Genomic DNA, 26341 nt, shown 5'->3' with positions numbered 1-26341 from the left:
GGTCCGGCGCGGGGGCGGCCGGTTAGCGTATTGCGTCGATCAGTGTCGCCAGGGCCGTGGCGAGGGTGTTCAGGCCGGGGCCGGCCGGGCCGCCCGGTTCGGTCATGTACGTGTCCCGGCGGATCTCCACCATCAGCGCGCCGACCCGGGTGTCCGTGCCGTAGAAGTCGAGTGGTACGTACGTCCCGGCGAACGGGCTGTCCAGGCCGGTCCCGCCGCAGCCGGCGAACGCCTCGCGCGCGGCCTCGGCCAGCCAGGGCGGAGTGTGGAAGGCGTCCGTGCCCAGGCACACCGGCGGGCGCGGCCCGGTGCCGTGCAGCTCGTACGGGAGCGGCTCGGCCGGGTACGAGTGGACGTCGATGATCACCGCGCGCCCGGCCGCGGCCAGCCGGCCGGCCACCGCCTCGGTCATGGCCGCGGCGTAGGGCCGGAAGTAGCGGGCGAGCAGCGGCTCCGGGTCGGTGTCCGCGGGCCGCAGTGCGCCCCGGTGCGTGGTGCGGGTGTACACCGCGCCCATGCCGACGGCCGCCATCTCCTCCCGCTCGTCCGGGAACCGCTCCGGGTCCACCACCAGCCGCGACAGCCGGTTCACGAACCGCCAGGGCCGGACGCCGGCCAGCGCGGCGGCCCGCTCGGCGATCTCGGCGGTGTGCGCGTCCGTGATGTGGTCCAGCTCCCGCTCCAGCTCCGCGTCGTCCAGCACGATCCCGGTGCGCACGTCGTCCGGTATCGCGCGCGCGGAGTGCGGCACGTGCAGCAGCACCGGCGAACCGGCGGCGCCGGACAGGAGGGCGAAGGAGGGGTCGGTCCGGGTCACGGGCTGCTCCAGGGAGGTGGTCGGTCACGGCGTACGTGATCAAGGTGCCACACCCCACTGACAACGGCTCCGCCCCGCCCGGAGAGGACCGGACGGGGCGGGGACGAGGTGGCGGCGGGCGTCAGCTCAGGGACGCCAGGGCCTCGTTCCAGGTGGCCGACGGGCGCATGACCGCGTCCGCCTTGGCCTTGTCGACCTGGTAGTAGCCGCCGATGTCGGCCGGCTTGCCCTGGACGGAGTTCAGCTCCTCCACGATCTTCTGCTCGTTCGCGGCGAGCGTCTCGGCGAACGCCGCGAACGCCTTCGCGAGGTCGGCGTCGTCGGTCTGCCGCGCCAGCTCCTGCGCCCAGTACAGGGACAGGTAGAAGTGGCTGCCGCGGTTGTCGATGCCGCCGACGCGCCGGGTCGGGGACTTGTCCTCGTTGAGGAAGGTCGCCGTGGCGCGGTCCAGGGTGTCGGCGAGGACCTTGGCGCGGCTGTTGCCGGTGGCCGCCGCGTACTGCTCGAAGGACGGCACCAGCGCGAAGAACTCACCGAGGGAGTCCCAGCGCAGGTAGTCCTCCTTGACCAGCTGCTGGACGTGCTTCGGCGCGGAGCCGCCGGCGCCCGTCTCGAAGAGGCCGCCGCCCGCCATCAGCGGGACGACCGACAGCATCTTGGCGCTGGTGCCCAGCTCCAGGATGGGGAAGAGGTCGGTCAGGTAGTCACGCAGGACGTTGCCGGTGACCGAGATGGTGTTCTCGCCGCGGCGGATGCGCTCCACCGACAGCTTGGTGGCCTCCACGGGGGACAGGATCCGGATGTCCAGGCCCTCGGTGTCGTGCTCCGGCAGGTACTGCTTGACCTTGGCGATCAGGTTGGCGTCGTGGGCGCGGTCCTCGTCCAGCCAGAACACGGCCGGGTCGCCGGTGGCGCGGGCGCGGGTGACGGCCAGCTTGACCCAGTCGCGGATCGGGTCGTCCTTGGTCTGGCAGGCGCGGAAGATGTCGCCCCGCGCGACCGGCTGCTCGATCAGCACGTTGCCGGCCTGGTCGACCAGGCGGACCGTGCCCGCGGCCGAAATCTCGAAGGTCTTGTCGTGGGAGCCGTACTCCTCGGCCTTCTGCGCCATCAGGCCGACGTTCGGCACCGAGCCCATGGTGGACGGGTCGTAGGCGCCGTTGGCCCGGCAGTCGTCGATGACGGCCTGGTAGACGCCGGCGTAGGAGGAGTCCGGGATGACGGCGAGGGCGTCGTGCTCCTGGCCGTCGGCGCCCCACATGTGGCCCGAGGTGCGGATCATCGCCGGCATGGAGGCGTCGATGATGACGTCCGAGGGGACGTGCAGGTTGGTGATGCCCTTGTCGGAGTCGACCATGGCGAGGGCCGGGCCCTCGGCGATCTCGGCGTCGAAGGACGCCTTGATCCCGGCGCCCTCGGGCAGGCTGTCGAGGCCCTTGAGGATGCCGCCGAGGCCGTCGTTCGGGGTGAGGCCGGCGGCCTTGAGGGTCTCGCCGTACTTCGCGAACGTCTTCGGGAAGAAGGCGCGCACCACGTGACCGAAGATGATCGGGTCGGAGACCTTCATCATCGTGGCCTTCAGGTGCACGGAGAACAGGACGCCCTCCTCCTTGGCGCGGGCGACCTGCGCGGCGAGGAAGGTGTTCAGCTCGGCGACGCGCAGGACGGAGGCGTCGACGACCTCGCCCGCCCGGACCGGCACGGAGTCCTTCAGGACGGTGGTGGTGCCGTCCTCGCCGGCCAGCTCGATCCTCAGCGCGCCGGCCTCGGGGACGACCACGGACTTCTCGGTGGAGCGGAAGTCGTTCTCGCCCATGGTGGCCACGTTGGTCTTGGACTCGGAGGACCAGGCGCCCATGCGGTGCGGGTGGGTCTTGGCGTAGTTCTTCACCGAGGCCGGGGCGCGGCGGTCGGAGTTGCCCTCGCGCAGCACCGGGTTGACGGCGGAGCCCTTGACCTTGTCGTAGCGGGCGCGGATCTCGCGCTCCTCGTCGGTCTTCGGGTCGTCCGGGTAGTCCGGCAGCGCGTAGCCCTTGCCCTGCAGCTCGGCGACGGCGGCCTTCAGCTGCGGCAGGGACGCCGAGATGTTCGGCAGCTTGATGATGTTGGCCTCGGGGGTCTTGGCCAGCTCGCCCAGCTCGGTCAGCGCGTCCGGGATGCGCTGGTCCTCGTCCAGGTACTCCGGGAAGACGGCGATGATGCGCCCGGCCAGCGAGATGTCACGCGTCTCCACGGGCACACCGGCCTGCGAGGCGTACGCCTGGATCACCGGCAGGAACGAATGCGTCGCCAGGGCCGGGGCCTCGTCTGTGTAGGTGTAGATGATGGTCGAGTCAGTCACCGGGTGCTCCGCTCCACGTCTGCAACATTGCTCGACATCAAGATATCTCGTGATCGGGTCCGGCTCGACAGGGGTCCTGGCCGGAAAACGCGCCGCCGGTCATCTCGCGGGCGATCCAGCGGCAGATCACCTCCACCACGTACAGGTGTTCGGCGCGGGTCAGCTCCCGTCCCTTCGGGATGCCGTGCCGGCGCTCCAGGCAGCCGCGGCAGCAGGTCGCGGTCGCGTGCTGGGCCACGAACACCGGGTGGCCGCGGTACGGCGTCTGCCGGCCGTCCTTGTGCGGCTCGGCCGGCGCCAGCCGCCGGGCGGTCAGGTCGTACGCGTGCCACCGCAGCGTCGCGGGCCCCTTCAGCGCGGCGGTCGCCCGCTCCCGCCCGCGCAGCCGGAACCGGGCCCGGAACGGCTCCCGCGCGAGCGCGTCGAGCCGCTGGTCGAGTGAGCGGGGATCAGGGGACGGGCTGGTCATACCCTCCGAGGATAAGACGAGGGGGCTCCCTGGGGGGTACCAGTGCCGCCCCCGGCCCCGCGCCCCGCCGGACTACTCCGTGCCCGGTTTCCCGGGGAACGTGTCCGCCGGTGTCTGCCCGGTGCGCTGGTGCGGGATGGCCGCCGTGCCCTGCTGGAGGGTCACCGTGCGGGCCGGGGAGGGGATGTGGATACCCTCCTCGCGGTAGCGGCGGTGCAGGCGCTTGATGAACTCGTGCTTGATCCGGTACTGGTCGCTGAACTCGCCCACGCCGAGGATCACCGTGAAGCCGATCCGGGAGTCGCCGAAGGTGTGGAAGCGGATGGCGGGCTCGTGCTCGGGGACGGCGCCGGTGACGTCCGTCATCACCTCCGCGACCACCTCCGCGGTCACCCGCTCCACGTGCTCCAGGTCGGAGTCGTAGCTCACGCCGGCCTGCACCAGCACGGTCAGTTCCTGCTCCGGCCGGGTGTAGTTCGTCATGTTGGCCTTGGCGAGCTGGCCGTTCGGGATGACCACCAGGTTGTTGGAGAGCTGCCGGACGGTCGTCTGACGCCAGTTGATGTCGACGACGTAGCCCTCCTCGCCGCTGCTCAGCCGGATGTAGTCGCCCGGCTGGACGGTCTTGGAGGCGAGGATGTGGATGCCCGCGAAGAGGTTGGCGAGCGTGTCCTGGAGGGCCAGGGCGACGGCCAGACCGCCCACGCCCAGCGCGGTGAGCAGCGGCGCTATGGAGACGCCCAGCGTCTGGAGGATCACCAGGAAGCCGATCGCCAGCACCAGGACGCGGGTGATGTTGACGAAGATCGTCGCCGAGCCCGCCACGCCCGAGCGGGACTGGGTGACCGAGCGGACCAGCCCGGCGATCACCCGGGCCGCCGAGGACGTCACCACGGCGATCACCCAGACCTGGAGGACCTGGTCGATGTGGTGCTGGACGATCCTGGTCAGCGGCAGCACGGCCGCGGCCGCCGCCGCGCCGCCCGCGATCGCCGCCCACGGCACGACCGAGCGCAGCGCGTCCACGATGACGTCGTCACCGCTCCAGCGGGTCCGCTTGGCGTGCTTGGCGAGCCAGCGCAGCAGGGTGCGCGACATGAAGGCGAGCACCAGACCGGCCGCCAGGGCGATACCGGCGAGGACGAGGTCGTCCAGGGTCAGCGTGCGGTTCACCGGTCACCTCCGGGGCGCTCGGCCGCTGCGGGAGGCCGGTTGTGCAGTCTCGTCACGTTGTCACCTGCTCTGTCCGGGATGTGCGACCGCGCCGGCCGGAGGAACTCCGGGAACCGGCGCGCTCGTTCATCCTGCCGTATCCGGCACGCCTGTCCGAACCGGAGGCGGCGCTCGCCGGACGGCCGGCTCAGACGATGCCCTCCGCGAATTCCTCCTGGTCACGGTCGCTGCCGTAGGCCGCGGAGGCGGGCGTGCCGTACGACCGGCGGGCGACGTACCACCAGACGCTGGCGAGGACCAGGACCACGGCGAGGGCGACGGAGGCGTAGTTCATCGTCTCGGCCGTGACCGGCGAGGACTGCGGCAGGCAGAACAGGACGGTCACGCACGCCACCCACACGACCGCGATCCAGCCGACCGGCTTGCTCCACCGGCCGAGCTGCCACGGCCCCGGCCGGAACCGGTCGCCGGCGCGCAGCCGCAGGTAGACGGGGATGGCGTAGGCCGGCGTGATGCCGATGACGTTGATGGCGGTGACCGCGTTGTACGCCGTCGCCGAGTACAGCGACGGCAGCGCCAGGACGCAGGCCACGCCCACGGACAGCCAGACGGCGGCGACCGGGGTCTGGGTGCGCCCGCTCACCTTGCGCCACAGGTGGGAACCGGGCAGCGCCCCGTCCCGGCTGAACGCGAACACCATCCGGCTGGCCGCGGCGACCTCGGCGTTCCCGCAGAACAGCTGGGCGACGATGACGACCAGGAGCAGCGCGCTCGCGCCGTCGGTGCCGAGGCCGTCGAGCATGATCTGGGCGGGCGGCACACCGGTGGCCGTGGTGCGCGTGCCGTCGTAGTCCTGGATGGCGAAGGTGAGACCGGCCAGCAGCACGAAGCCCGCGAGCCAGGACACCCAGATGGCGCGGACGATACCGCGGGAGGCGGCCACCGAGGCGTGGGAGGTCTCCTCCGACAGGTGGGCGGAGGCGTCGTAGCCGGAGAAGGTGTACTGGGCGAGCAGCAGGCCGACCGCCGCCACGTACAGCGGGTTGTCCCAGCCGGTCTCGTTGACGAACTCCGTGAACACGAAGGACGGCGACTGGTGGTGGTCGGGGACGATCGCCAGCGCGCCGACGATCAGCGCGACGCCCGCCAGGTGCCACCACACGCTGACCGAGTTCAGCAGGCTGACCAGGCGCACGCCGAACAGGTTCAGCACCGCGTGCAGCAGCAGGATGGCGCAGAAGATGAGCATGGTCTTGCCGGGTGTGGGCGTGAAGCCCCACTGGAGGTTGGCGAACGCGCCGGCGAACAGGGCGGCGCCGTAGTCGATGCCGGCGATCGCGCCGAGCAGGCCGAGCAGGTTCAGCCAGCCGGTGTACCAGCCCCAGCGCCGGCCGCCCAGCCGGTCGGCCATGTAGTACAGGGCGCCCGAGGTCGGATAGGCGCTGGTGACCTCGGCGAGCGCGAGGCCGACGCACAGCACGAACAGGCCGACGCCCGCCCAGCCCCACAGCATCACGGCCGGGCCGCCGGTGTTCAGGCCGAAGCCGTACAGGGTCATGCAGCCGGACAGGATCGAGATCACGGAGAAGCTGATCGCGAAGTTGCCGAAGCCGCCCATGCGGCGGGCCAGCACCGGTTTGTAGCCGAGTTCGCGCAGGCGCTGCTCCTCGTCCTGCTGGGGCAGCCCGGGGGACGACGGGGCGGACGAGGGGTCGGGGATGGGGGACACGCGGGGACCTCCGGAGATCAACAGTGGCCGAACGGGACGTTCAGCGGTGGTCGAACGGGACGTTCAGAGGTGGTGCGGAGGAGCGTCGAGAGGTGGTGCGGAGGAGCGTTGCGGGGTGTGGTGCGGGGTGACGCGGCGGGGTGGTGCGGCGGGGTGTGCGGGGTGGTGCGGCGGGGGCCGGCCGGGTGCCGGCCGGCGGTCAGGGGCGTGGGCGGTCCGCGGCGGCCCGGCAGCGGTCCCGGGCCTGCGCGAAGACCTCCACCGCGCGGTCCCGGTCCCGGGTGCGGTACATCCAGGGCGGCGGCGTGAAGTACGGGCCGATCGCGTCGAACACCCGGGCCGCCTCCGGGAACTGGAGCGACCCCCACAGCGCGTGCGCCAGGTGGTTCAGGTCCGGCAGCGCGCGCTCGGCGGGCGGCGCCGGCTCGAACCAGGAGTGCAGCGCCCGCCGCGCCTCCCGGGCCGCCTCCTCCGCCACCCAGTGCAGGTCGAGCGCCGCGTCCTGCCCGCTGTCCCGGCGGTAGCGCTCGACCCGGACGTACAGCGGCAGCACGTGCAGCGCCGAGCCGGACGGGGCCTGGCCGGCGGCCCACTGCGCGAACCCGGCGGCCTCCGCGAGCCGTCCCGAACCGCCGCGCGCGTACAGGAACTGGAGCATCCGGTGGTGCGCCTCGCGGTTGAACGGGTCGCGCCGGCCGGCCTCGGCCAGCAGTCCCCACGGGCCCGGCGGCAGCATCGGTTCCGGCGGGGCGGTCCGGTGCTCCTCCCAGCGCTGCTCCGGATCGAGCTGGGCCAGCGCCAGCAGGCACACCCAGGGCACCGGGTCGCGCGGGGCGACCGTGGTGGCCGACTGGGCGGTGTCCCACGCCTCGATCCACAGCTCGTGGGTACGGCGGTGCCGCTCGCGCCGGGCCCGCAGCGCCCGCTCCACACCGACCCGGGCCTGCATCACCGCCGCGTGCACGCTGTCCGGTTCCTCGGTGAGCCAGGCCCGCACCACGTCGGTGCCGGCCGCGGCCGTCGCCAGGATCTGGGTGCGCTGGGTCCACTGCCACCACTGCCCGGTTTCCGCGAGCAGGGTGCGCATGGCCATCCAGCGGCCGGTGCGCAGGTCCTGGAGGGCGGCGCGCAGCGCGTGGTCGGGACCGGCGGGGTCGTAGGAGAGGCGGGTGCCGTCTCTGGCCATCAGCCGCCGGCCCCCCGCCGCCGGGGCACGGGCGAGGTGGCGGGGTGATGTGGCAACAGCCCTCCCCTGGGCGGTGTCGGAGCGATCTCGGGTGGTCGGCGGTCACTATAGAGGCGGACGTTGCGGCGTACCATCGTTGCCAAGTGAACCATCCCGCCACGCCAGTTGACGCGCGCGCTTCCAGGGGCGCCTTGACGCCGGGCCCGGTACGGCGGCAGGCTGGCGCGGTGATCTTCAGGTCCGAGGCGCGGGACGCGCGATGACGGGGCCGGTGCTCGCCGTCGACCAGGGCACTTCGGGCACCAAGGCGCTCGTCGTCTGCCCCGGGCGCGGCGTCCTCGGCACCGGCTTCGCCCCGGTCCGCCCCCGCCATCTGCCCGGCGGCCTGGTCGAGGTGGACCCGGCCGAGCTGTACGACTCGGTGGTCGACGCCGGCCGGCGCGCGCTCGCCGAGGCCGGCGAGGACGTCGTCGCGCTCGGCCTCGCCAACCAGGGCGAGACCGTCCTCGCCTGGGACCCGGCCACCGGCCGCCCGCTCACCGACGCCCTGGTCTGGCAGGACCGGCGGGCCGCCACCGTCTGCGCGGACCTCGCCGGCCACGCCGAGGAGCTGCGGCACCTCACCGGCCTGCCCCTCGATCCGTACTTCGCGGCGCCCAAGATGGCCTGGATCCGCCGCCACCTCACCCGCGAGGGCGTCGTCACCACCTCCGACGCCTGGCTGGTCCACCGCCTCACCGGCGTCTACGCCACCGACGCCGCCACCGCGGGCCGCACCCAGCTCCTCGACCTGGACCGCGCCGCGTGGTCCCCGCGCGCCCTCGAGCTGTACGGCCTGGCCGGCGAACGCCTGCCGGAGATCACGGACAACGCCCAGCCGGTGGGCACCACCACGGCGTTCGGGCCCGAAATCCCGCTCACCGGGCTGATCGTGGACCAGCAGGCCGCCCTCCTCGCCCAGCGGATCACCGGGCCCGGCGCCGTCAAGTGCACTTACGGCACCGGCGCGTTCCTGCTCGCGCACACCGGCGACACGCCCCGGCGCGGCGATTCCGGCCTGGTCAGCTGCGTGGCCTGGCGGCTCGGCGGGCACACCGGCTACTGCCTGGACGGCCAGGTCTACACGGCCGCCTCCGCCGTCCACTGGCTCACCGGCCTCGGGGTCCTCTCCTCCGCCGCCGACCTCGACCCCGTGGGCGGCGCCGTCCCGGACAGCGGCGGCGTCACCTTCGTCCCCGCCCTCGCCGGACTGGCCGCGCCCTGGTGGCGCGGTGACCTGCGCGGCTCGCTGACCGGCCTGGGCCTGGACACCACGGCCGGACACCTGGTGCGCGCCCTGTGCGAGGGCATCGCCGCCCAGGTCGCCGAACTCGCCGAGGCCGCCGCAGCCGACCTGGGCGCACCGCTGGACACGCTCCGCGTCGACGGCGGCCTCACCCGCTCCGCGCTCCTTTTGCAGACCCAGGCCGACCTGCTGCAACGCCCGGTGGAGGTGTCCGCGCTGCCCGACGCCACCGCGCTCGGCGCCGCCGCGCTCGCCCGGCTCGGCGCGGAGCCCGGACTGAGCGTCGAGGACGTCCTGCCCGACTGGAAACCCGCCGCCGTGTACGAGCCGCGCATGCCGGCCGGCCAGGCCGCCGAACGCCGGGCCGGCTTCCGCGCCGCCGTCGCGGCCCTCCTCCGCCCGTGACCGTCACCGCGGCCGGGCCGCTGCCGCGCACGGTGTACGACGTGGCGATCGTCGGCGCCGGCGTCGTCGGCTGCGCCATCGCCCGCGAACTCGCCCGCCACCCCCGGCTGCGCGTCGCCCTGGTCGAGGCCCAGGACGACGTCGGCCAGGGCACCTCCAAGGCCAACACCGCGATCCTGCACACCGGTTTCGACGCCTCGCCGGGCACCCTGGAAGCCCTGCTGGTCCGCGAGGGACACGCCCGGCTCGGCGCCTACGCCGCCGCAAGCGGCATCCCCGTCGAACGCGTCGGCGCCCTGCTCGTCGCCTGGGACGAGGAACAGCTCGCCGCGCTGCCCCGCCTGGCCGCCAAGGCCGGGCACAACGGCTGCCACGACACCGCCCTGCTGGGCCGCGCGGAGCTGTACGCCCGCGAGCCGCAGCTCGGCCCCGGCGCGCTCGGCGCCCTGCACGTGCCCGGCGAGAGCGTCATCTGCCCCTGGACCACCACCCTGGCCTACGCCACCCAGGCGGTCCGGGCCGGCACCGACCTGCATCTGAACGCGGCCGTGGAGAAGGCGACCCGGGCGGACGGACACCTGCTGACCACCAGCCGGGGCACCCTGCGCGCCCGCCACCTGGTCAACGCGGCCGGACTGCACGCCGACACCCTGGACCGCGCGCTCGGCCACGAGGACTTCACCGTCACCCCGCGCCGCGGCCAGCTCCTGGTCTACGACAAGCCGGCCCGCTCGCTGGTCCGGCACATCCTGCTGCCCGTGCCGACCGCCCTCGGCAAGGGCGTCCTGGTCGCGCCCACCGTCTACGGCAACGTCCTGCTCGGCCCCACCGCCGAGGACCTGCGCGACAAACGCGCCACCGAGTCCACCGCCGAGGCGCTGGCCGGGCTGCGCGACCAGGGCCGGCGCATCCTGCCCGCCCTGGTGGAGGAGGAGGTCACCGCCGTCTACGCCGGGCTGCGCGCGGCCACCGGCCGGGAGGACTACCGCATCACCGCCCACCCCGCGCAGGCCTACGTCACCGTCGGCGGCATCCGCTCCACCGGACTGACCGCCTCCATGGCCATCGCCGCCCACGTCACCGCCCTGCTCGCCGACGCCGGCCTCGACCCCGGCCCGGTGCGCGAACCCGAACCGGTGACCATGCCCAACCTCGGCGAGGCCTTCCCCCGCCCCTACCAGCGGGCCGACCTGATCGCCGCCGACCCCGCCTACGGCACCCTCGTCTGCCACTGCGAGCGCGTCTCCCGCGGCGAGATCCGCGACGCCCTCGCCGGCACGGTCCCGCCGCGCAGCCTGGAGGGCCTGCGCCGCCGCACCCGCGCCCGGGCCGGCCGCTGCCAGGGCTTCTACTGCGGAGCCGCGGTACGGGAGCTGTTCGAGCGGGGCCGGTCGTGACGGGGGAGCGGGCCGTGCCGCGCCGGGTCGACGTCCTCGTGGTCGGCGCCGGCCCCGCCGGCCTCGCCGCCGCCGCGCGGCTGGCCGCCGCCGGGGCCGGGCGCGTGGAGGTGCTGGAGCGCGAGACGCAGCCCGGCGGCGTGCCCCGGCACTGCGCCCACGGCGGCTTCGGCACCTGGACCCGGCCGCTCACCGGCCCCGGCTACGCCCGGCTGCTCACCCGGGCCGCCGAGCGGGCCGGCGCCACGCTCCGCACCGGGGTGACGGCCCTGGACTGGGCGGCGGACGCACCCGTGCTCACCGCCGTCGGCCCCGGCGGGCCGGAGACGATCGAGGCCCGGGCGGTCGTCCTGGCCACCGGCGCCCGCGAACGCCCGCGCACCGCCCGCCTGGTGCCCGGCACCCGCCCCGCCGGCGTCTACACCACCGGCGAACTCCAGCAGGCCGTCCACCTGTTCGGGCAGCACATCGGCACCCGCGCGGTCGTGGCCGGCGCCGAGGGCGTCTCCTACGCGGCGGCCGCCACCGTCCGCGCGGCCGGCGCCGAGGTCGTCGCCCTGGTCACCGAGCACCCGCGCGCCCAGGCCGGCCGCGCGCGGGTCCAGAGGGCCCGGCTGGGCCATGGCATCCCGCTGCTCACCGGCACCACGGTCACCGAACTCCTCGGCCGCGGACGGCTGTCCGGCGTCCGCGTCCGCCACCGGGACGGCCGCACGGCCGTACTGCCCTGCGACACCGTGGTGTTCACCGGTGACTTCCTCCCCGAGCACGAACTCGCCCGGCGCGGCGGCATCCTCCTCGACCCCGGCACCCGCGGCCCCGCCGTCGGCGGCTCCGCGCACACCTCGCGGCCCGGCGTCTTCGCCGCCGGCAACCTGCTGCACGCCGTGGAGGAGGCCGGCACCGCGGCCCGCGAGGGCGCCCGGGCCGGCCGCGCCGTGCTGGACTTCCTGGCCGGCGCGCCCTGGCCGGACCCCGGCGTGCCCGTCACCGTGGCGGCGCCGCTGCGCTGGATCGCCCCGAACCGCGTCCAGGCCGCCGCCCGGCCCGACCGCCACGTGCTGCGCACCGGCACCCCGTTGCCCCGCCCGGTCCTGTACGTCCGCCAGGACGGCCGCCTGCTGCACCGGGAGCGGCTCGGCCCCGCCACCGCCCTGCCCGGACGCACCCTGACCCTCGGCACCCGCTGGCACGGCCGCGTCGACCCCGGCGGCGGCGAGATCCGGGTCGCCACCGAGTGACCACCGGCCGGGCGCGGCTCAGGGACCGGTGAACGAGCCGTGCCGCCACCGAGTGACCACCGGCCGGGCGCGGGTCAGAAACCGGTGAACGAGCCGTGCCGCCCGGCCCCGGCCGCGAACCGCGCGGCGCCCTCGGCGCCCTGGGCCAGCACGCCCCCGCCGTAGCGCAGTTCGCGGCGCAGCGCCGACTCCTCGTCCAGCCCCTCCTGGTCCAGGACGGACGCCCGGTCGGCGCGCAGGCACGCCTGCGGGAACCGGGCGACGGCCGCCGCCAGGGCCTCGGCCTCGGCGCGCGCCCGCCCGGTGGGCACCACCCGGCTGACCAGCCCCATGTCCAGGGCCTCGCGGGCCGGGACCGGGCGGCCGGTGAGGATCAGGTCCAGCGCCCGGCCGGTGCCGATCAGCCGGGGCAGCCGTACCGTGCCGCCGTCGATCAGGGGCACGCCCCAGCGGCGGCAGAACACACCGAACACCGCGTCCTCCTCCGCGACGCGCAGATCGCACCACAGGGCCAGTTCCAGACCGCCCGCGACCGCGTGCCCGGCCACCGCGGCGATCACCGGCTTGGACAGCCGCATCCGCGTCGGACCCATCGGCCCGTCCCCGTCCGCCGCCACCCGGTTGCCGCGCTCCGTGCCGATCGCCTTCAGGTCCGCGCCCGCGCAGAACGTGCCGCCCTCGCCCCACAGCACCGCCACCCGGGCACCGTCATCGGCCTCGAACTCCCGGAAGGCGGCGGCCAGTTCGACGGCCGTCGGACCGTCCACCGCGTTGCGGGCGGCCGGCCGGGACAGGACGACCGTGGTGACGTACTCCTCGCGTTCCACGCGGACCGGCACGATGGGTGCTCCCTCCCGTACGGCGACTCGACGACCCCACTGTCCCGCAGACGACCGCCCGCCGCACCAGTGCCTCCGGAGCCGTCCGGCCGTCCGCGGCGCGGGTGAAATGCCGCGGACCTTGACCTCAACGATGCTTGAGGTCCTAGGTTCGACAGCATGAGCATGGAAACCACGGCCTGGACCCAGCTGCACAGCGTGATGACGGCGCAGTCCGAGCGCCGTCCGTTCGCCCGCGCCACGCTGCGCCGCATCGCCGCCTTCGCCCGCCCGCACCGCGCCGGCATCGTCCGGTTCGTCCTGATCGGGGTGGTGACCGCGCTGCTCGCGGTCGCGACCCCCGTCCTCGCCGGACGCGTCGTCGACGCGATCGTGGCGGGGCGCCCCTCCGGCACCGTGGTCCGGCTGGCCCTGCTCATCGCGCTGGTGGCGCTCGCCGAGGCGGCCCTCGGCATCCTCGGCCGGCGGCTCTCGGCGACGCTCGGGGAGGGACTCATCCTCGACCTCAGAACGGCTGTGTTCGATCATGTGCAGCGCATGCCGGTCGCGTTCTTCACACGTACCCGTACGGGCGCGCTGGTCAGCCGTCTCAACAACGACGTGATCGGCGCCCAGCGGGCCTTCGCCAACACCCTGTCCGGCGTCGTCAGCAACCTGGTCACGCTGCTGCTCACCCTCGCCGTCATGCTCACCCTGTCCTGGCAGATCACCCTGCTCGCGCTGGTCCTGCTCCCGGTGTTCGTGCTGCCCGCCCGCCGCATGGGCAGCCGGATGGCCCGTATGCAGCGCGAGGCGGCGGAGCTGAACGCGGCCATGGGCACCCGGATGACCGAGCGGTTCTCCGCGCCCGGCGCCACCCTGGTCAAACTGTTCGGACGCCCCGAGGAGGAGTCGGCCCAGTTCGCGGCCCGCGCCGCCCGGGTCCGCGACATCGGCGTGCGCACCGCCACCGCCCAGTCCGTCTTCATCACCTCCCTCACCCTCGTCTCCGCCCTCGCCCTGGCCCTCGTCTACGGCCTCGGCGGCTGGTTCGCGCTGCGCGGCACCCTGGAGCCCGGCGCGGTCGTCTCCCTCGCCCTGCTGCTGACCCGGCTGTACGCCCCGCTGACCGCGCTCGCCGGCGCCCGGGTGGAGGTGATGAGCGCGCTCGTCAGCTTCGAGCGGGTCTTCGAGGTGCTCGACCTCGAGCCGCTCGTCCAGGAGAAGCCGGACGCCCGCGAGGTGCCCGAGGGACCGGTCGCCGTCGAGTTCGACAGCGTCCGCTTCGCCTACCCGTCCGCCGACCAGGTCTCCCTCGCCTCCCTGGAGGAGGTCGCCGCGCTCGACACCCGCGGCGGCACCGAGGTGCTGCACGGCGTCTCCTTCCGCGCCGAACCCGGCCAGACCATCGCCCTCGTCGGCTCCTCCGGCGCCGGCAAGTCCACCATCGCCCAGCTCCTGCCCCGCCTGTACGACGTGGACGCGGGCGCGGTCCGGATCGGCGGCGTCGACGTCCGCGACCTGACCGCCTCCTCCGTGCGGGCCACTCTCGGCATGGTCACCCAGGACGGCCACCTCTTCCACGACACCGTCCGCGCCAACCTGCTGCTGGCCCGCCCCGACGCGGACGACGACGCGCTGTGGGACGCCCTCGGCCGGGCCCGCCTCGCCGACGTCGTACGGTCCCTGCCCGACGGCCTGGACACGGTCGTCGGCGAGCGCGGCTACCGGCTGTCCGGCGGCGAACGCCAGCGCATGACCATCGCCCGGCTGCTGCTGGCCCGGCAGCGGGTGGTCATCCTGGACGAGGCCACCGCCCACCTGGACAACACCTCCGAGGCGGCCGTCCAGGAGGCGCTCACCGAGGCGCTGGAGGGCCGTACCGCCCTGGTCATCGCCCACCGGCTGTCCACCGTCCGCGCCGCCGACCAGATCCTGGTCGTGGAGTCCGGCCGGATCGTGGAACGCGGCACCCACGACGAACTGCTGGCCGCCCGGGGCCGGTACGCCGAGCTGCACCGCAGCCGGTTCACCCGGCCGGCCGAGGCGTCCCCGGCACCGGCGGAGGCGGACCCGCAGGTGCCGGCGGCCGGCCACCGCTGACCGGGGTGCCCGGCGGTGCACCGGATGGCCGCGCACAGGTGTGAGCCGGGGGTGAGCTGGATACGCGGTGGGGACGGCAGTCCGTCCTTCCGGAAGGTCATCCCGGCCATGACCAGCGCATCCCAGCCCGGCCACGACTCGGAGGTCACCCTCCGGGTCAACGGCAAACCCCACACCCTGCGCGTCGACCACCGGCGCGTCCTGCTGGACCTGCTGCGTGAGGACCTGGACCTCACCGGCTCCAAGAAGGGCTGCGACCACGGCCAGTGCGGTGCCTGCACCGTGCTGGTCGACGGCCGCCGCCTCAACAGCTGTCTGCTGCTCGCGGTCGCCCTGGACGGCAGCGAGGTCACCACCGTCGAGGGCCTGGGCGGCGACGGCGAGGAACCGCACCCGCTGCAACGGGCCTTCCTGGACCGCGACGCCTTCCAGTGCGGCTACTGCACGCCCGGCCAGCTCTGCTCCGCCCTCGGCATGCTCGCCGAGGCCGCCGCAGGCCACCCCTCCCACGTCACCGGCCCGGCCGCCCCCGCCGGCCGGCCCGTCCCGCTGGACCGGGCCGAGATCCGCGAGCGGATGAGCGGCAACCTGTGCCGCTGCGGCGCCTACCCGCGCATCGTCGAGGCGATCGAGGACGTGATCGAGTGAACGGCTTCGGATACCTGCGGCCCAAAAGCGTCCAGGAGGCCGTCGAGGCGTACGCCGCCCACCCCGGCGCCCGCTATCTGGCCGGCGGCACCAACCTCGTCGACCTGCTGAAACTCGGCGTGGAGCGGCCCACCGTCCTGGTCGACGTCGGCCGGCTGCCGCTGGACGCCGTCACCGAGCTGCCCGACGGCTCCCTGCGGATCGGCGCCACCGTCCGCAACAGCGACCTCGCCGCCGACCCGCGCGTCCGCGTGCGCTGGCCGGCCCTGTCCCAGGCCCTCCTCGCCGGCGCCTCCGGCCAGCTGCGCAACGCCGCCACCACCGGCGGCAACCTGCTCCAGCGCACCCGCTGCCCCTACTTCCAGGACCTGGACAAACCCTGCAACAAACGGGAGCCGGGCAGCGGCTGCGGCGCCCGGGACGGCGTCCACCGCGACCACGCCGTCCTCGGCCACTCCGCCCACTGCATCGCCACCCACCCTTCCGACATGGCCGTCGCCCTCGCCGCCCTGGACGCCGAGGTCGAGCTGTACGGCACCGAGGGCACCCGGCGCCTGCCGGTCGCCGACTTCTACCGGCTGCCCGGCGAGCACCCCGAACGCGACACCTGGATCCGCCCCGGCGAACTGATCACCGGCGTGCTGCTGCCGGCCGCCACCGCCGGTGTCCCGTCCGCCTACCGCAAGGCCCGCGACCGGGCGTCGTACGCCTTCGCCCTCGCCTCCGTCGCCATCGCCCTGCGGGTCGTGGACGGCGTGGTCGAGCAGGCGCGCGTGGCCTTCGGCGGGCTCGCCCACCGGCCCTGGCGGGCCCGGCACACCGAGCTGGCCCTGCTGGGCGCCCCCGCCACGCCCGCCGCCTTCGAAGGAGCCGTCGCGCTGGAACTCGCCCACGCCGAGCCGCTGCGCGACAACGCCTTCAAGGTCTCCCTCGCCCGCAACCTCGCCCTGGACGTCCTGAGCCGTCTCGCCCCGGCCCCGGCGGCGGCCTGAGCCGACACAGGAGGACCCTTATGACCGGCACGACGGGCACTGCCCTGGGCGCTCCCGCCGAGCGCCGCGAAGGACGCCAGAAGGTCACCGGCACCGCCCGCTACGCCGCCGAGCACCACCTGCCCGGCCGCGCCCACGCCTGGCCCGTGCCCGCAGCGATCGCCCACGGCCGGGTCACCGGCGTCGACACCTCCGCCGCCCTCGCCCTGCCCGGCGTCCTCGCCGTCCTCACCCCCGGCGCCGCGGCCGGGCTCGGCGAACCCGAGGACGGCACGCTCGGCGTACTGCGCGGCCCCCACGTGCCGCACCGCGGCTGGTACGTGGCCCTCGCCGTCGCCGAGACCCTGGAGACCGCCCGCGCCGCCGCCCGGGCCGTCCGGGTCGAGTACGCCGGCGCACCCCACGACACCCGTCTCGCCGAGGATCACCCGGACGCTTACACGCCCGAGGAGGTGACCAGCGGGCCGGGCCGGCTGGAGCACGGCGACCCCGAGGCCGCCTTCGCCGCCGCCGAGGTCCGCGTCGACGTCACCTACCGGACACCGCCGCTGCACAACCACCCCATGGAGCCGCACGCCAGCACCGCCCACTGGGACGGTGACCGGCTCACCGTGTACACCTCCAGCCAGGGCGGCACCGCCGTGCGGTCCGTGCTCGCCGGACTGTTCCGGCTGCCCGAGGAGGACGTCACCGTCGTCGCCGAGCACGTCGGCGGCGGCTTCGGCTCCAAGGGCACCCCGCGCCCCGACGTCGTCCTCGCCGCGCTGGCCGCCCGGCACACCGGCCGTCCCGTCACCGTGACCTGTCCCCGCCGCCACCTGCCCGCCACGGTCGGCCACCGCGCGCCCACCGTGCAGCGGATGCGGCTCGGCGCCGGCCCGGACGGCCGGCTCACCGCCCTGCTGCACGAGGTCACCGCGCACACCTCGCGGGTACGGGAGTTCGTGGAACAGGCCGGGGCGGTCTCCCGCGTCATGTACGCCACGCCCGCCCTGCTCAGCACCCACCGGGTGGTCCCGCTCGACGTGCCCAGCCCGTCCTGGATGCGCGCGCCCGGCGAGGCACCCGGCATGTACGCCCTGGAGTCCGCCGTGGACGAACTCGCCCACGCGCTCGGCACCGACCCAATCGACCTGCGCGTGCGCAACGAACCCGAGCGCGAGCCCGGCAGCGGCAAACCCTTCAGCAGCCGGCACGTCGTGGAGTGCCTGCGCGAGGGCGCCCGCCGCTTCGGCTGGGCCGGCCGCGACCCGCGCCCCGGCGTCCGCCGCGACGGCCCGTGGCTGCTCGGCACCGGCGTCGCCGCCGCGACCTACCCCAGCCAGGCGTCCCCGTCCACGGCCGCCGCCCGCGCCCTGCCCGACGGCACCTTCACCATCAAGATCAACGCCACCGACATCGGCACCGGCGCCCGTACCGTCCTCGCCCAGGTCGCCGCCGACGCCCTCGGCGTGCCCCTGGACCGGGTGCGCACCGAGGTCGGCCACACCGGCCTGCCCCCGGCCCCGCTGGCCGGCGGCTCCATGGGCACCGCCTCCTGGGGCTGGGCCGTCCACGCGGCCTGCGCCGACCTGGCGGCCCGGCTGGCCGCCCACCCCGGACCGCTGCCCGCCGGCGGGATCGAGGCCCGCGCGGACACCACCGGCGAGGCCGACGCCGACAGCCCCTACGCCCGGCACGCGTTCGGCGCCCACTTCGCCGAGGTCGCCGTCGACACCGTCACCGGCGAGATCCGGGTGCGCCGGCTGCTCGGCGTGTTCGCCGCCGGCCGCATCCTCAACGCCCGCACCGCGCGCTCCCAGTTCACCGGCGCCATCGTCATGGGCCTCGGCATGGCCCTGACCGAACACAGCACCGTGGACCCGGCGTTCGGCGACTTCCCGGAGTCCGACCTCGCCTCCTACCACGTGCCCGTGCACGCCGACGTCCCCGACATCGAGGCCGACTGGATCGAGGAGGACGACCCCCACCTCAACCCCATGGGCAGCAAGGGCATCGGCGAGATCGGCATCGTCGGCACCGCCGCCGCACTCGGCAACGCCGTCCACCACGCCACCGGCATCCGCTTCCGCGAACTGCCCCTCACCCCCGACCGGATCCTCGCCGGCCTGCTGTCCGAGGCATGACGTGACCGGACCCGCCTGGGAGTACGACGGCTACCGGCCCGCCGAGGAACGCCTGCGCGAATCCCTGTGCACCCTCGGCAACGGCTACTTCGCCACCCGCGGCGCGCTGCCCGAGTGCACCGCCGACGCCGTCCACTACCCCGGCACCTACGCGGCCGGCTGCTACAACCGGCTCACCTCCGAGGTCGCCGGACGCCGGGTCGAGAACGAGGACATGGTCAACCTGCCCAACTGGCTGCCCCTGCGCTTCCGGCCGGCCGGCGGCACCTGGCTCACCCCGGACACCACCACCGTCACCGAGCACCACCAGGTCCTCCACCTCGACCCCGGCCTGCTGGAGCGCCGCACCCGCTACCCGCTCGGCACCGACGCCGGCCTGCTCGTCCGGCAACTGCGGCTGGTCCACCTCGCCGACCCGCACCTGGCCGCGCTGCGCACCGAGTTCACCGCCGACGGCCGCGCCCTGGACCTGGAGGTGGAGGCCGCGCTCGACGGCGGCGTCACCAACTCCGGGGTCGCCCGCTACCGGCAGCTGGACGGCCGCCACCTCACCCGCGTCGGCGTCGGCACCGCCGGGCCCGGCACCGTCTGGCTGCGCTGCCGCACCCGGACCTCCGACATCGGCTTCGGCCTGGCCGCCCGGCTGACCGCCGAGGCACCCGTCACCCAGGCCGGCGAACCACCGCGCGCCGTACAGCGGCTGCGGCTGCGGCTGCCGCCCGGCCGGACCGTCACCGTGGACAAGACCGTCGCCCTGCACACCTCCCGCGACCCGGCGATCAGCGACCCGCTGTGCGCGGCCGTCGAGCGGGCCCGCGCCGCGCCCGCCTTCGAGGAACTGCTCGACGGCCACCGCACGGCCTGGCAGCAGCTGTGGCGGCGCACCGCGCTCGACGTGCCCGGCGAGGCCGGCAGCATCCTGCGCCTGCACCTGTTCCACGTGCTCCAGACCCTCTCGCCGCACACCGCCGACCTGGACGCCGGCGTGCCCGCCCGCGGACTGCACGGCGAGGCCTACCGCGGCCATGTCTTCTGGGACGAACTCTTCGTCCTGCCCTACCTCGACCTGCACCTGCCCGAGGTCTCCCGGGCCCTGCTCCGCTACCGCCACCGCCGGCTGGACGCCGCCTGCCACGCCGCCGCCGCCCTCGGCCGGCGCGGCGCGCTCTACCCCTGGCAGAGCGGCAGCGACGGTCACGAGGAGACCCAGCAACTGCACCTCAACCCGCGCTCCGGCCGCTGGCTGCCGGACCACTCCCGGCTCCAGCACCACGTCGGCTCGGCGGTGGCGTACAACGTCTGGCAGTACTGCGAGGCGACCGGCGACACCGACTTCCGGCACGGCGAGGGCGCCGAGATGCTCCTCCAGATCGCCCGCTTCTGGGCCGACTCGGCGACCTGGGACGACCGCCTGCGCCGGTACCGGATCCGCGGCGTGGTCGGCCCCGACGAATACCACGACGCCTATCCGGGCGCCCTGAGGCCGGGCCTGGACGACAACGCGTACACCAACGTCACCGCCGCCTGGGTGCTCACCCGCGCTCTGGAACTGCTGGCCGCCCTGCCCGAGCCGCGCCGGCGCGAGTTCACCGAGTACTCCGGTCTCGCCGAGGACGAACCCGCCCGCTGGGAGGAGGTCTCCCGCGGCCTGCACATCCCCTTCCACGACGGGGTGATCAGCCAGTTCGACGGCTACGGCGACCTCGCCGAACTCGACTGGGACGCCTACCGCAAGCGGTACGACGACATCCGGCGCCTGGACCGCATCCTGGAGGCCGAGGGCGACACCGTCAACCGCTACAAGGCGTCCAAGCAGGCCGACGTCCTGATGCTCGGCTACCTCTTCTCGCCCGTCGAACTGCGCACCCTGTTCCAGCGGCTGGGCCACCCGCTGGACGAGCGCACCTGGTCCGCGACCGTCGACCACTACGTGCACCGCACCAGCCACGGCTCCACCCTCAGCGGACTCGTCCACGGCTGGATCCTGACCCGCGCCCGCCGCGCCGCCGCCTGGGGCTTCGTCCAGGAGGCGCTGCGCGGCGACATCGCCGACCTCCAGGGCGGCACCACCGGCGAGGGCATCCACCTCGGCGCGATGGCCGGCACCCTCGACCTCGTCCAGCGCGGACTGACCGGCCTGGAGACCCGCGGCGGCGGCCTGTGCCTGGACCCGGTCCCGCTGCCCGAGCTGTCCTCCTACGGCTTCTCGATCCGCTACCACGGCCACTGGGGCGTCCGGCTGCGGCTGCGCAGCGGCCTGCTGGAGATCGCCGTACCGGACTCCGGCCAGTCACCCATCGACGTCCGGCTGCGCGGCCGGACGGTGCCCGTCGCCCCGGGCGAGACGGCCCGGCTGGTGCTGCCGGACTGAGGTCCGGGCGCGTCCGGCTCGACATTCCCGGACGGACCAGTAGATTTCCAGCCACCGTTTCGAGAGGTCACCGGCAGACGGGGGCAGAGGATGAGCCAGCACGACCGGCCCGGGGCAGGGCACCTTCCGCCGGCGACCGGACCCACGACCCGCTCCCGGACCGCTATCCGCGGCTTCCGCACGGGCGACGGACCACGGCTGGTGGAGGCGTGGCGGCGCAGCGCCCCCGCCGACCCGCTCAGCTCCGGCCGCTTCCGCACCCTGGTGCTGCTCGACCCCAACTTCGACCCGGACGGGCTGCGGGTCGCCGTGGCCGGCGACCGGGTCCTCGGCGCGGCCTACGCGGTGCGCCGGCTCGTCCCGCTGGCCGGCACCGACCTGGAACCGGACCAGGGCTGGATCCCGTTCTTCTTCGTCGACCCCGCCGCCCGCGGGCACGGCCTGGGCCGCCGGCTGCTGACCGAGGCCCTCGACTGGCTGCACGGCCACGGCCGCACCCGCGTCGACTTCTCCTCGTACACCCCGCACTACGTCCTGCCCGGCCTGGACGCCGAGACCTACCCGCACGCCGCGCGGCTGCTGGAGGCGCTGGGCTTCCGGACGCGGTACGAGGCGGCGGCGATGGACCGCGGCCTGGTCGGCTACCGCCTCCCGGACGAGGTCGCCCACCGCCACGCGGAACTCACCGCGCGCGGCTACCGGTTCACCACCCCGGCCGACGACGAACTGGCGGAACTGGCCGCCTTCGCCGGACGCCACTTCGACCCGGACTGGGCGCGCGCCATCCGCGCCTGTCCGGCCGCCGGCACCCCGCTCGACCGGATCGTCCTCGCCCGGCACCCCTCCGGCCGCCTGGCCGGCTGGGCGATGCACGGCGCCTACGAGGCGGTGGACGAGCGGTTCGGCCCGTTCGGCGTGCTGGAGGAGATGCGCGGCACCGGGCTCGGCACGGTCCTGCTCCACCTCACCCTGGAGCGGATGCGGGCGCACGGCGCGCACTGCGCCTGGTTCCTGTGGACCGGCGAACGGTCCCCGGCGGGCCGTCTGTACCGCGCGGCCGGCTTCCGCACCACCCGGGTGTTCCGCATCTTGCGCCGGGAGACCGCCCCGTGACGCCGGCCCCCCGCACCGGCCGGCCGAGCCGCCGGCACCTCGCGCTCGCGCTGCCCGCGGCGCTGCTCGCCGCCGGCTGCGCCGGACCGCACCGGGGCACCGGACGCCCCGGCGACCCGATCGTCCTCACCCTGCTCTCCCACTACGCGAGCGGCACGCTCCGACAGGCCCTCCAGGGCCCCGTCGACGAGTGGAACGCCACCCACGACCGGGTCAAGGTACGGACGACGGCCGTCGAGTTCGGCGACCTGCTGACCACGCTCATGGTCCGGCAGGCCGCCGGCCAGGGCGCCGACATCCTCCACCCGTACTGCCTGTGGAACGGCCAGCTCGTCCGGGCCGGCGTCCTCAGGCCCGCGCCGCCCGAGCACGCCGAGGAGATCCGGCGCGGCTACGGCCCGGCCGCGGTCGGCGCCGCCTCGGTGGACGGCACGGTCTACGGCTATCCCACGGAGGCACAGACGTACGCCCTCTACTACAGCAAGCGGCTGCTGCGCGAGGCCGGCGCCGACGGCCCGCCGCGCACCTGGCGGGAGCTGGAGGAGACCGCCTACCGCGCCACCCGGCGCGACCGGTACGGCAACCCGCTGGTCCAGGGCTTCGGCCTGTCCGCCTACGACGACGCCACCACCGTCGGCCAGACGCTCGCCCTGCTGCACGCCGCCGGCGGCCGGTTCGTCGCCGCGGACGGCCGGAGCACCGCCATCGACTCGCCGGCCGGCCGCGCCGTGCTCACCCTGGAGCACCGCCTCGTCGCCCGCGGCGCCAGCGCCCCCGCCGTCAACGTCTACCGGGCGTTCCCGGCCGGCCGGGTCGCCATGGTGATCGGCGCCGGCTGGTGGACCGCGAGCCTGCGGGAGCTGATGGGCGCCGGCTACCGGGACGTCGGCATCGCACCCGTCCCCGTGCCCGAGCCGGGCCGCCGGCCCGCCACCCTCGCCACCGGCTTCATGCTCGGCGTCAACACGGCCAGCCCGCACCCGCGTGAGGCCTGGGAGTTCCTGCGCTGGCTCAACACCGGCAGGGTGACCGCGCGCCGGGGTGCCACGGCGACCCGGATGAGCGCCCTCCAGGTCTCCGTCGGCTCCCTGACCGGCCGCGCCGACGACATGCGCGCCCTCCTCGGCACCGGCGGCGACCCGAACCTGCGCCCGTTCCTGGACGCGCTGGCGTACGCGGTGCCGGAACCGAACGTGCCGGGCGCGCAGCAGGCCAAGTCCCTGCTGCGCAAGAACATCGAGGCGCTGTGGACCGGCCGGCGGTCGGTCGACGAGGCGCTGCGCACGACCCGCCGCCAGGCCGACCGGGAGGTGGCACGCCCATGGTGAACGTCCTGGCGCCGGAGACGACCGGCCGGGCGCCCGGCCCGCGGCCCGCCGCGCCCGCCGTCCGCCGCCGCGGCCGGGCCCGGCGCCGCCAGACGGCCGTCGCGTACCTCTTCCTGGCCCCGGCGCTGCTGTTCTTCGCCGTCTTCCTGGTCCTGCCGCTCGGCTTCGCGCTGCTGCTGTCGACGTCCCACTGGACCGGGTTCGACCTCGGCGGCATCGAACCGGCCGGACTGGACAACTTCGGCCGGCTCTTCGCCGCCGGATCCGCCTTCCTGACCCCGGTCCTCACCAACACGCTGCTGTACGCGCTGGGCACCGTGGCCCTCGCCCTCACCGGCTCCGTGCTCGTCGCCGCCTGCATCGACAGGCTGCGGTTCCAGGGGCTGTGGCGCACGCTGTACTTCCTGCCGATCGTCACCACCGTCGTCGCCGTCGGCAACGTCTGGAAGTACATGTACGAGCCGGGCGGCCTCGCCAACGGCGTCCTCAACGCCCTCGGGCTCGCCTCGGTGGCGTTCCTCCAGGACCCGGACACCGCGCTGCCCTCGGTCGTGGTCGTCCAGGCCTGGGCCTCGCTCGGTTCGGCGGTCCTCGTCCTGACCGCCGGCCTGAAGTCGATCCCCGCCTCCTACCACGAGGCCGCCGCGCTGGACGGCGCCGGACCCGCCACCGTCTTCCGGCGGATCACGCTGCCGCTGCTGCGGCCGTCCCTGCTGTTCGTGTGCGTCACCCAGTTCCTCACCGGCCTGCAGTCGTTCGCGCTGATCACCGTGATGACCCAGGGCGGGCCGGGCGACGCGACGAACGTGGCCGCGCTGGAGATGTACCGGCAGGCCTTCGCCTACGGCGACTGGGGCACGGCGAGCGCCGCCGCGTTCGTGCTGTTCGCCGTGGTCCTGCTGGTCACGCTGGCCCAGTTGTGGTTTTTCCGGCGCACCGGGGAGGACGGGTGAACCGCCGCCGCTTCCCCTGGCTGTCGTACGCGGTCGTCGTCACCGGCGCCGTGCTCACCGTGGTGCCGTTCGCCGACATGGTGATGACGTCCTTCAAGGGCGCGGGTGAGGCGGGCACCCTGCCGTACCGGTTCCTGCCGCAGGCGTTCGACCTGTCCAACTACCGCGCCGCCATGGCCCAGCTGAACCTGCCGGTGCTCTTCCGCAACAGTGCCGTCGCCACCGCCGTGATCACCGCGTCGGTGCTGCTGACCTCGTCGCTGGCCGGCTACGCGCTGGCCAAACTCCGCTTTCCCGGGCGGCACTTCCTCTTCCGGTTCGTCCTGTCCACGATGATGTTCCCGCCGTTCCTCTTCCTCGTCCCGCACTTCCTGATCCTGGTGCACTGGCCGCTGGCCGGCGGCAACGACCTGCTCGGGCGCGGCGGCGCGGGCCTGACCACCGGCGTGGTGGCGCTCACCGTGCCGTTCCTCGTCAACGGCTTCGGCATCTTCCTGACCCGCCAGTTCCTGCTCTCCGTCCCGGACGAGGTGCTGGAGGCCGCGCGCGTCGACGGGGCCGGCGAGTTCACGCTGTGGTGGCGGATCGTGGTCCCGCAGACCAGGCCCGTGCTGGTGACCCTGGGACTGCTGACCTTCGTCGACGCCTGGAACGAGTACATCTGGGCGCTGCTCGTCTCCACCGCCAACCCGGACGTGATGACGCTGCCGGTCGGCATCCAGCTCCTCCAGGACCATGTCGACCCGGCCCGTACGATGCCCGTCGTCATGGCCGGCCTGGTGCTGAGCGTCCTGCCGGTCCTGGTCCTCTTCCTGCTGCTCCAGAAGCACTACGTCCGCGGTGTCATGCTCAGCGGCCTCAAGTAGCGGCCGCGGCCCGGAGGGCGGCGGAGACGGCCGAACATCACGGCCGGGACACACCGCCGTCCGCGATCTCGACGGCGGCGGCCGGCCGGGACCACCATGGGGGAGCGGCCGAGGACGGAAGGAGCCGCCGGACATGCGGGTGACCGACCAGCCCTTGCGCGTCCTGGCCGTGGACGACGAGCGGCCCGCGCTCGACGAACTGCTGTACCTGCTGGACCAGGACCCGCGGGTCGGCACCGCCGTGCCCGCCGTGGAGTCCGCCGAGGCGCTGCGCCGGCTGAGCGGGGCGGACGGCGGCCCGGAGAGCGCGGACGGTTTCGACGTCGTCTTCCTCGACATCGGCATGCCCGGTCTCTCCGGTCTCGAACTGGCCCGGCTGCTGGGCGGGCTCGCCGCGCCCCCGCTGATCGTCTTCGTCACCGCCTACGAGGACTTCGCCGTGCGCGCCTTCGACCTCAAGGCGGTCGACTACCTGCTCAAGCCGCTGCGCGAGGAACGCTTCGCCGAGGCCGTACGGCGCGTCGCCGAACTGGTCCGGGCCGGCCAGGGTCCCCGCCCGGCGGCGCTCGCGCCGCCCGGGCCCGCCGCGCCCGCCGCCGGCGACCAGGTGCCCGTGGAACTGGGCGGGGTGACCCGGTTCGTGCCGCTGGCCGACATCACCCATGTCGAGGCACAGGGCGACTACGCGCGGCTGCACACCGGCGGGGGCAGCCATCTGGTGCGCATCCCGCTGTCCACCCTGGAGGAGCAGTGGCGCCCGCACGGCTTCGTGCGGATCCACCGCAGCCGGCTGGTCGCCCTCGGCCGGATCGAGGAACTCCGGGTGGAGGGCGGCAATCTGACCGTCCGCGTCGGCGACCGGGTGCTCGCCGTGAGCCGCCGCAACGCCCGTGACCTGCGGGATCTGCTGACCGGCCGGGCGGCGGCCCGGGACCGCTGACCGGGACCGCCCGGCACGCGGCCGGGCGCGTGTTACGTTC

Annotated in this window: 20 protein-coding genes; 13 read left to right on the top strand and 7 right to left on the bottom strand. The window is 74.7% G+C overall.

Features of this window, described 5'->3' with window-relative positions:
- Nucleotides 1-22 precede the first annotated feature (22 nt).
- From ACH4OA_RS02325 to ACH4OA_RS02300, 6 genes are all read right to left on the bottom strand, one after another.
- Nucleotides 23-817, bottom strand: a complete 795-nt coding sequence (locus tag ACH4OA_RS02325; RefSeq protein ID WP_397967212.1) for an N-formylglutamate amidohydrolase — start codon at nucleotides 815-817, stop codon at nucleotides 23-25.
- Nucleotides 818-938: 121 nt separating this feature from the next.
- A complete protein-coding gene (locus ACH4OA_RS02320; RefSeq protein WP_397967211.1) occupies nucleotides 939-3158 on the bottom strand; it encodes an NADP-dependent isocitrate dehydrogenase in 2220 nt (739 codons plus the stop codon).
- 37 nt (nucleotides 3159-3195) lie between these two features.
- Nucleotides 3196-3627 carry a DUF4186 domain-containing protein gene (locus tag ACH4OA_RS02315; protein ID WP_397935299.1) on the bottom strand — a complete coding sequence of 144 codons (432 nt, stop codon included), beginning with the start codon at nucleotides 3625-3627 and terminating at the stop codon, nucleotides 3196-3198.
- A 72-nt stretch (nucleotides 3628-3699) separates the two neighbouring features.
- Entirely contained in the window at nucleotides 3700-4800 is a 1101-nt protein-coding gene (locus ACH4OA_RS02310) for a mechanosensitive ion channel family protein (RefSeq protein ID WP_397935297.1), read from the bottom strand.
- Nucleotides 4801-4987: 187 nt separating this feature from the next.
- Nucleotides 4988-6529 (bottom strand): amino acid permease, encoded by a 1542-nt coding sequence (locus tag ACH4OA_RS02305; protein ID WP_397935295.1) that lies wholly within the window; start codon nucleotides 6527-6529, stop codon nucleotides 4988-4990.
- Between the two features lie 199 nt (nucleotides 6530-6728).
- Nucleotides 6729-7715, bottom strand: a complete 987-nt coding sequence (locus tag ACH4OA_RS02300) for a hypothetical protein (protein WP_365883485.1) — start codon at nucleotides 7713-7715, stop codon at nucleotides 6729-6731.
- Between the two features lie 259 nt (nucleotides 7716-7974).
- Here ACH4OA_RS02300 and ACH4OA_RS02295 point away from each other — a divergent pair, with 259 nt between their 5' ends.
- The 3 genes from ACH4OA_RS02295 to ACH4OA_RS02285 are packed head-to-tail and all read left to right on the top strand — an operon-like array spanning nucleotide 7975 to nucleotide 12043.
- A complete protein-coding gene (locus ACH4OA_RS02295) occupies nucleotides 7975-9405 on the top strand; it encodes an FGGY family carbohydrate kinase (protein ID WP_397967208.1) in 1431 nt (476 codons plus the stop codon).
- Nucleotides 9402-10802, top strand: a complete 1401-nt coding sequence (locus tag ACH4OA_RS02290; RefSeq protein ID WP_397967205.1) for an FAD-dependent oxidoreductase — start codon at nucleotides 9402-9404, stop codon at nucleotides 10800-10802. The genes ACH4OA_RS02295 and ACH4OA_RS02290 overlap by 4 nt, the downstream gene beginning before the upstream one ends.
- 14 nt (nucleotides 10803-10816) lie before the next feature.
- A complete protein-coding gene (locus tag ACH4OA_RS02285; protein WP_397967204.1) occupies nucleotides 10817-12043 on the top strand; it encodes an NAD(P)/FAD-dependent oxidoreductase in 1227 nt (408 codons plus the stop codon).
- Nucleotides 12044-12117: 74 nt separating this feature from the next.
- Here the strand turns inward: ACH4OA_RS02285 and ACH4OA_RS02280 are convergent, their stop codons facing one another.
- Nucleotides 12118-12882 (bottom strand): crotonase/enoyl-CoA hydratase family protein, encoded by a 765-nt coding sequence (locus ACH4OA_RS02280; protein ID WP_397967201.1) that lies wholly within the window; start codon nucleotides 12880-12882, stop codon nucleotides 12118-12120.
- A gap of 165 nt (nucleotides 12883-13047) precedes the next feature.
- Between ACH4OA_RS02280 and ACH4OA_RS02275 the strand changes: the two genes are divergently transcribed.
- The 10 genes from ACH4OA_RS02275 to ACH4OA_RS02230 all read left to right on the top strand — a co-directional run bounded on the left by ACH4OA_RS02275 (nucleotide 13048) and on the right by ACH4OA_RS02230 (nucleotide 26301).
- Nucleotides 13048-14964 carry an ABC transporter ATP-binding protein gene (locus ACH4OA_RS02275; protein WP_397967376.1) on the top strand — a complete coding sequence of 639 codons (1917 nt, stop codon included), beginning with the start codon at nucleotides 13048-13050 and terminating at the stop codon, nucleotides 14962-14964.
- Between the two features lie 108 nt (nucleotides 14965-15072).
- Nucleotides 15073-15612, top strand: a complete 540-nt coding sequence (locus tag ACH4OA_RS02270) for a 2Fe-2S iron-sulfur cluster-binding protein (protein WP_365881436.1) — start codon at nucleotides 15073-15075, stop codon at nucleotides 15610-15612.
- Complete coding sequence (locus ACH4OA_RS02265; RefSeq protein WP_397945624.1) at nucleotides 15609-16604, top strand: FAD binding domain-containing protein; 996 nt, start codon at nucleotides 15609-15611, stop codon at nucleotides 16602-16604. The genes ACH4OA_RS02270 and ACH4OA_RS02265 overlap by 4 nt, the downstream gene beginning before the upstream one ends.
- Nucleotides 16605-16624: 20 nt before the next feature.
- Nucleotides 16625-18730: a xanthine dehydrogenase family protein molybdopterin-binding subunit gene (locus tag ACH4OA_RS02260; RefSeq protein WP_397967199.1), complete on the top strand. Its 2106-nt coding sequence runs from the start codon at nucleotides 16625-16627 to the stop codon at nucleotides 18728-18730.
- Nucleotide 18731: 1 nt separating this feature from the next.
- Nucleotides 18732-21101: a glycoside hydrolase family 65 protein gene (locus tag ACH4OA_RS02255; protein WP_397967196.1), complete on the top strand. Its 2370-nt coding sequence runs from the start codon at nucleotides 18732-18734 to the stop codon at nucleotides 21099-21101.
- 90 nt (nucleotides 21102-21191) lie between these two features.
- Nucleotides 21192-22214, top strand: a complete 1023-nt coding sequence (locus tag ACH4OA_RS02250) for a GNAT family N-acetyltransferase (protein WP_397935287.1) — start codon at nucleotides 21192-21194, stop codon at nucleotides 22212-22214.
- A complete protein-coding gene (locus ACH4OA_RS02245; RefSeq protein WP_397935286.1) occupies nucleotides 22211-23542 on the top strand; it encodes an ABC transporter substrate-binding protein in 1332 nt (443 codons plus the stop codon). Before ACH4OA_RS02250 ends, ACH4OA_RS02245 begins: the two co-directional genes overlap by 4 nt.
- Nucleotides 23536-24495: a carbohydrate ABC transporter permease gene (locus tag ACH4OA_RS02240; protein ID WP_397935285.1), complete on the top strand. Its 960-nt coding sequence runs from the start codon at nucleotides 23536-23538 to the stop codon at nucleotides 24493-24495. The genes ACH4OA_RS02245 and ACH4OA_RS02240 overlap by 7 nt, the downstream gene beginning before the upstream one ends.
- The gene (locus tag ACH4OA_RS02235) at nucleotides 24492-25361 is read left to right on the top strand and encodes a carbohydrate ABC transporter permease (RefSeq protein ID WP_397935284.1); all 870 of its coding nucleotides are present in this window, start codon (nucleotides 24492-24494) and stop codon (nucleotides 25359-25361) included. Before ACH4OA_RS02240 ends, ACH4OA_RS02235 begins: the two co-directional genes overlap by 4 nt.
- Before the next feature lie 133 nt (nucleotides 25362-25494).
- Nucleotides 25495-26301: a LytR/AlgR family response regulator transcription factor gene (locus ACH4OA_RS02230; protein WP_397935283.1), complete on the top strand. Its 807-nt coding sequence runs from the start codon at nucleotides 25495-25497 to the stop codon at nucleotides 26299-26301.
- The last annotated feature ends 40 nt before the right edge of the window (nucleotides 26302-26341 follow it).

This window comes from Streptomyces sp. NPDC017095 (assembly GCF_044332325.1).
In the GTDB taxonomy this organism is placed as follows: Bacteria; Actinomycetota; Actinomycetes; order Streptomycetales; family Streptomycetaceae; genus Streptomyces.
The sequence above is the reverse complement of the archived record's forward strand: the minus strand, read 5'-3'. Positions and strand labels throughout refer to the sequence as shown.

What these genes read in the sequence shown, in the direction of transcription:
- ACH4OA_RS02275 (WP_397967376.1), top strand. Translation starts at nt 13,048, where the DNA reads ATGGAAACCACGGCCTGGACCCAGCTGCACAGCGTGATGACGGCGCAG.
- ACH4OA_RS02300 (WP_365883485.1), bottom strand. Translation starts at nt 7,715, where the DNA reads ATGGCCAGAGACGGCACCCGCCTCTCCTACGACCCCGCCGGTCCCGAC.
- ACH4OA_RS02270 (WP_365881436.1), top strand. Translation starts at nt 15,073, where the DNA reads ATGACCAGCGCATCCCAGCCCGGCCACGACTCGGAGGTCACCCTCCGG.
- ACH4OA_RS02230 (WP_397935283.1), top strand. Translation starts at nt 25,495, where the DNA reads ATGCGGGTGACCGACCAGCCCTTGCGCGTCCTGGCCGTGGACGACGAG.
- ACH4OA_RS02240 (WP_397935285.1), top strand. Translation starts at nt 23,536, where the DNA reads ATGGTGAACGTCCTGGCGCCGGAGACGACCGGCCGGGCGCCCGGCCCG.
- ACH4OA_RS02295 (WP_397967208.1), top strand. Translation starts at nt 7,975, where the DNA reads ATGACGGGGCCGGTGCTCGCCGTCGACCAGGGCACTTCGGGCACCAAG.
- ACH4OA_RS02250 (WP_397935287.1), top strand. Translation starts at nt 21,192, where the DNA reads ATGAGCCAGCACGACCGGCCCGGGGCAGGGCACCTTCCGCCGGCGACC.
- ACH4OA_RS02260 (WP_397967199.1), top strand. Translation starts at nt 16,625, where the DNA reads ATGACCGGCACGACGGGCACTGCCCTGGGCGCTCCCGCCGAGCGCCGC.
- ACH4OA_RS02315 (WP_397935299.1), bottom strand. Translation starts at nt 3,627, where the DNA reads ATGACCAGCCCGTCCCCTGATCCCCGCTCACTCGACCAGCGGCTCGAC.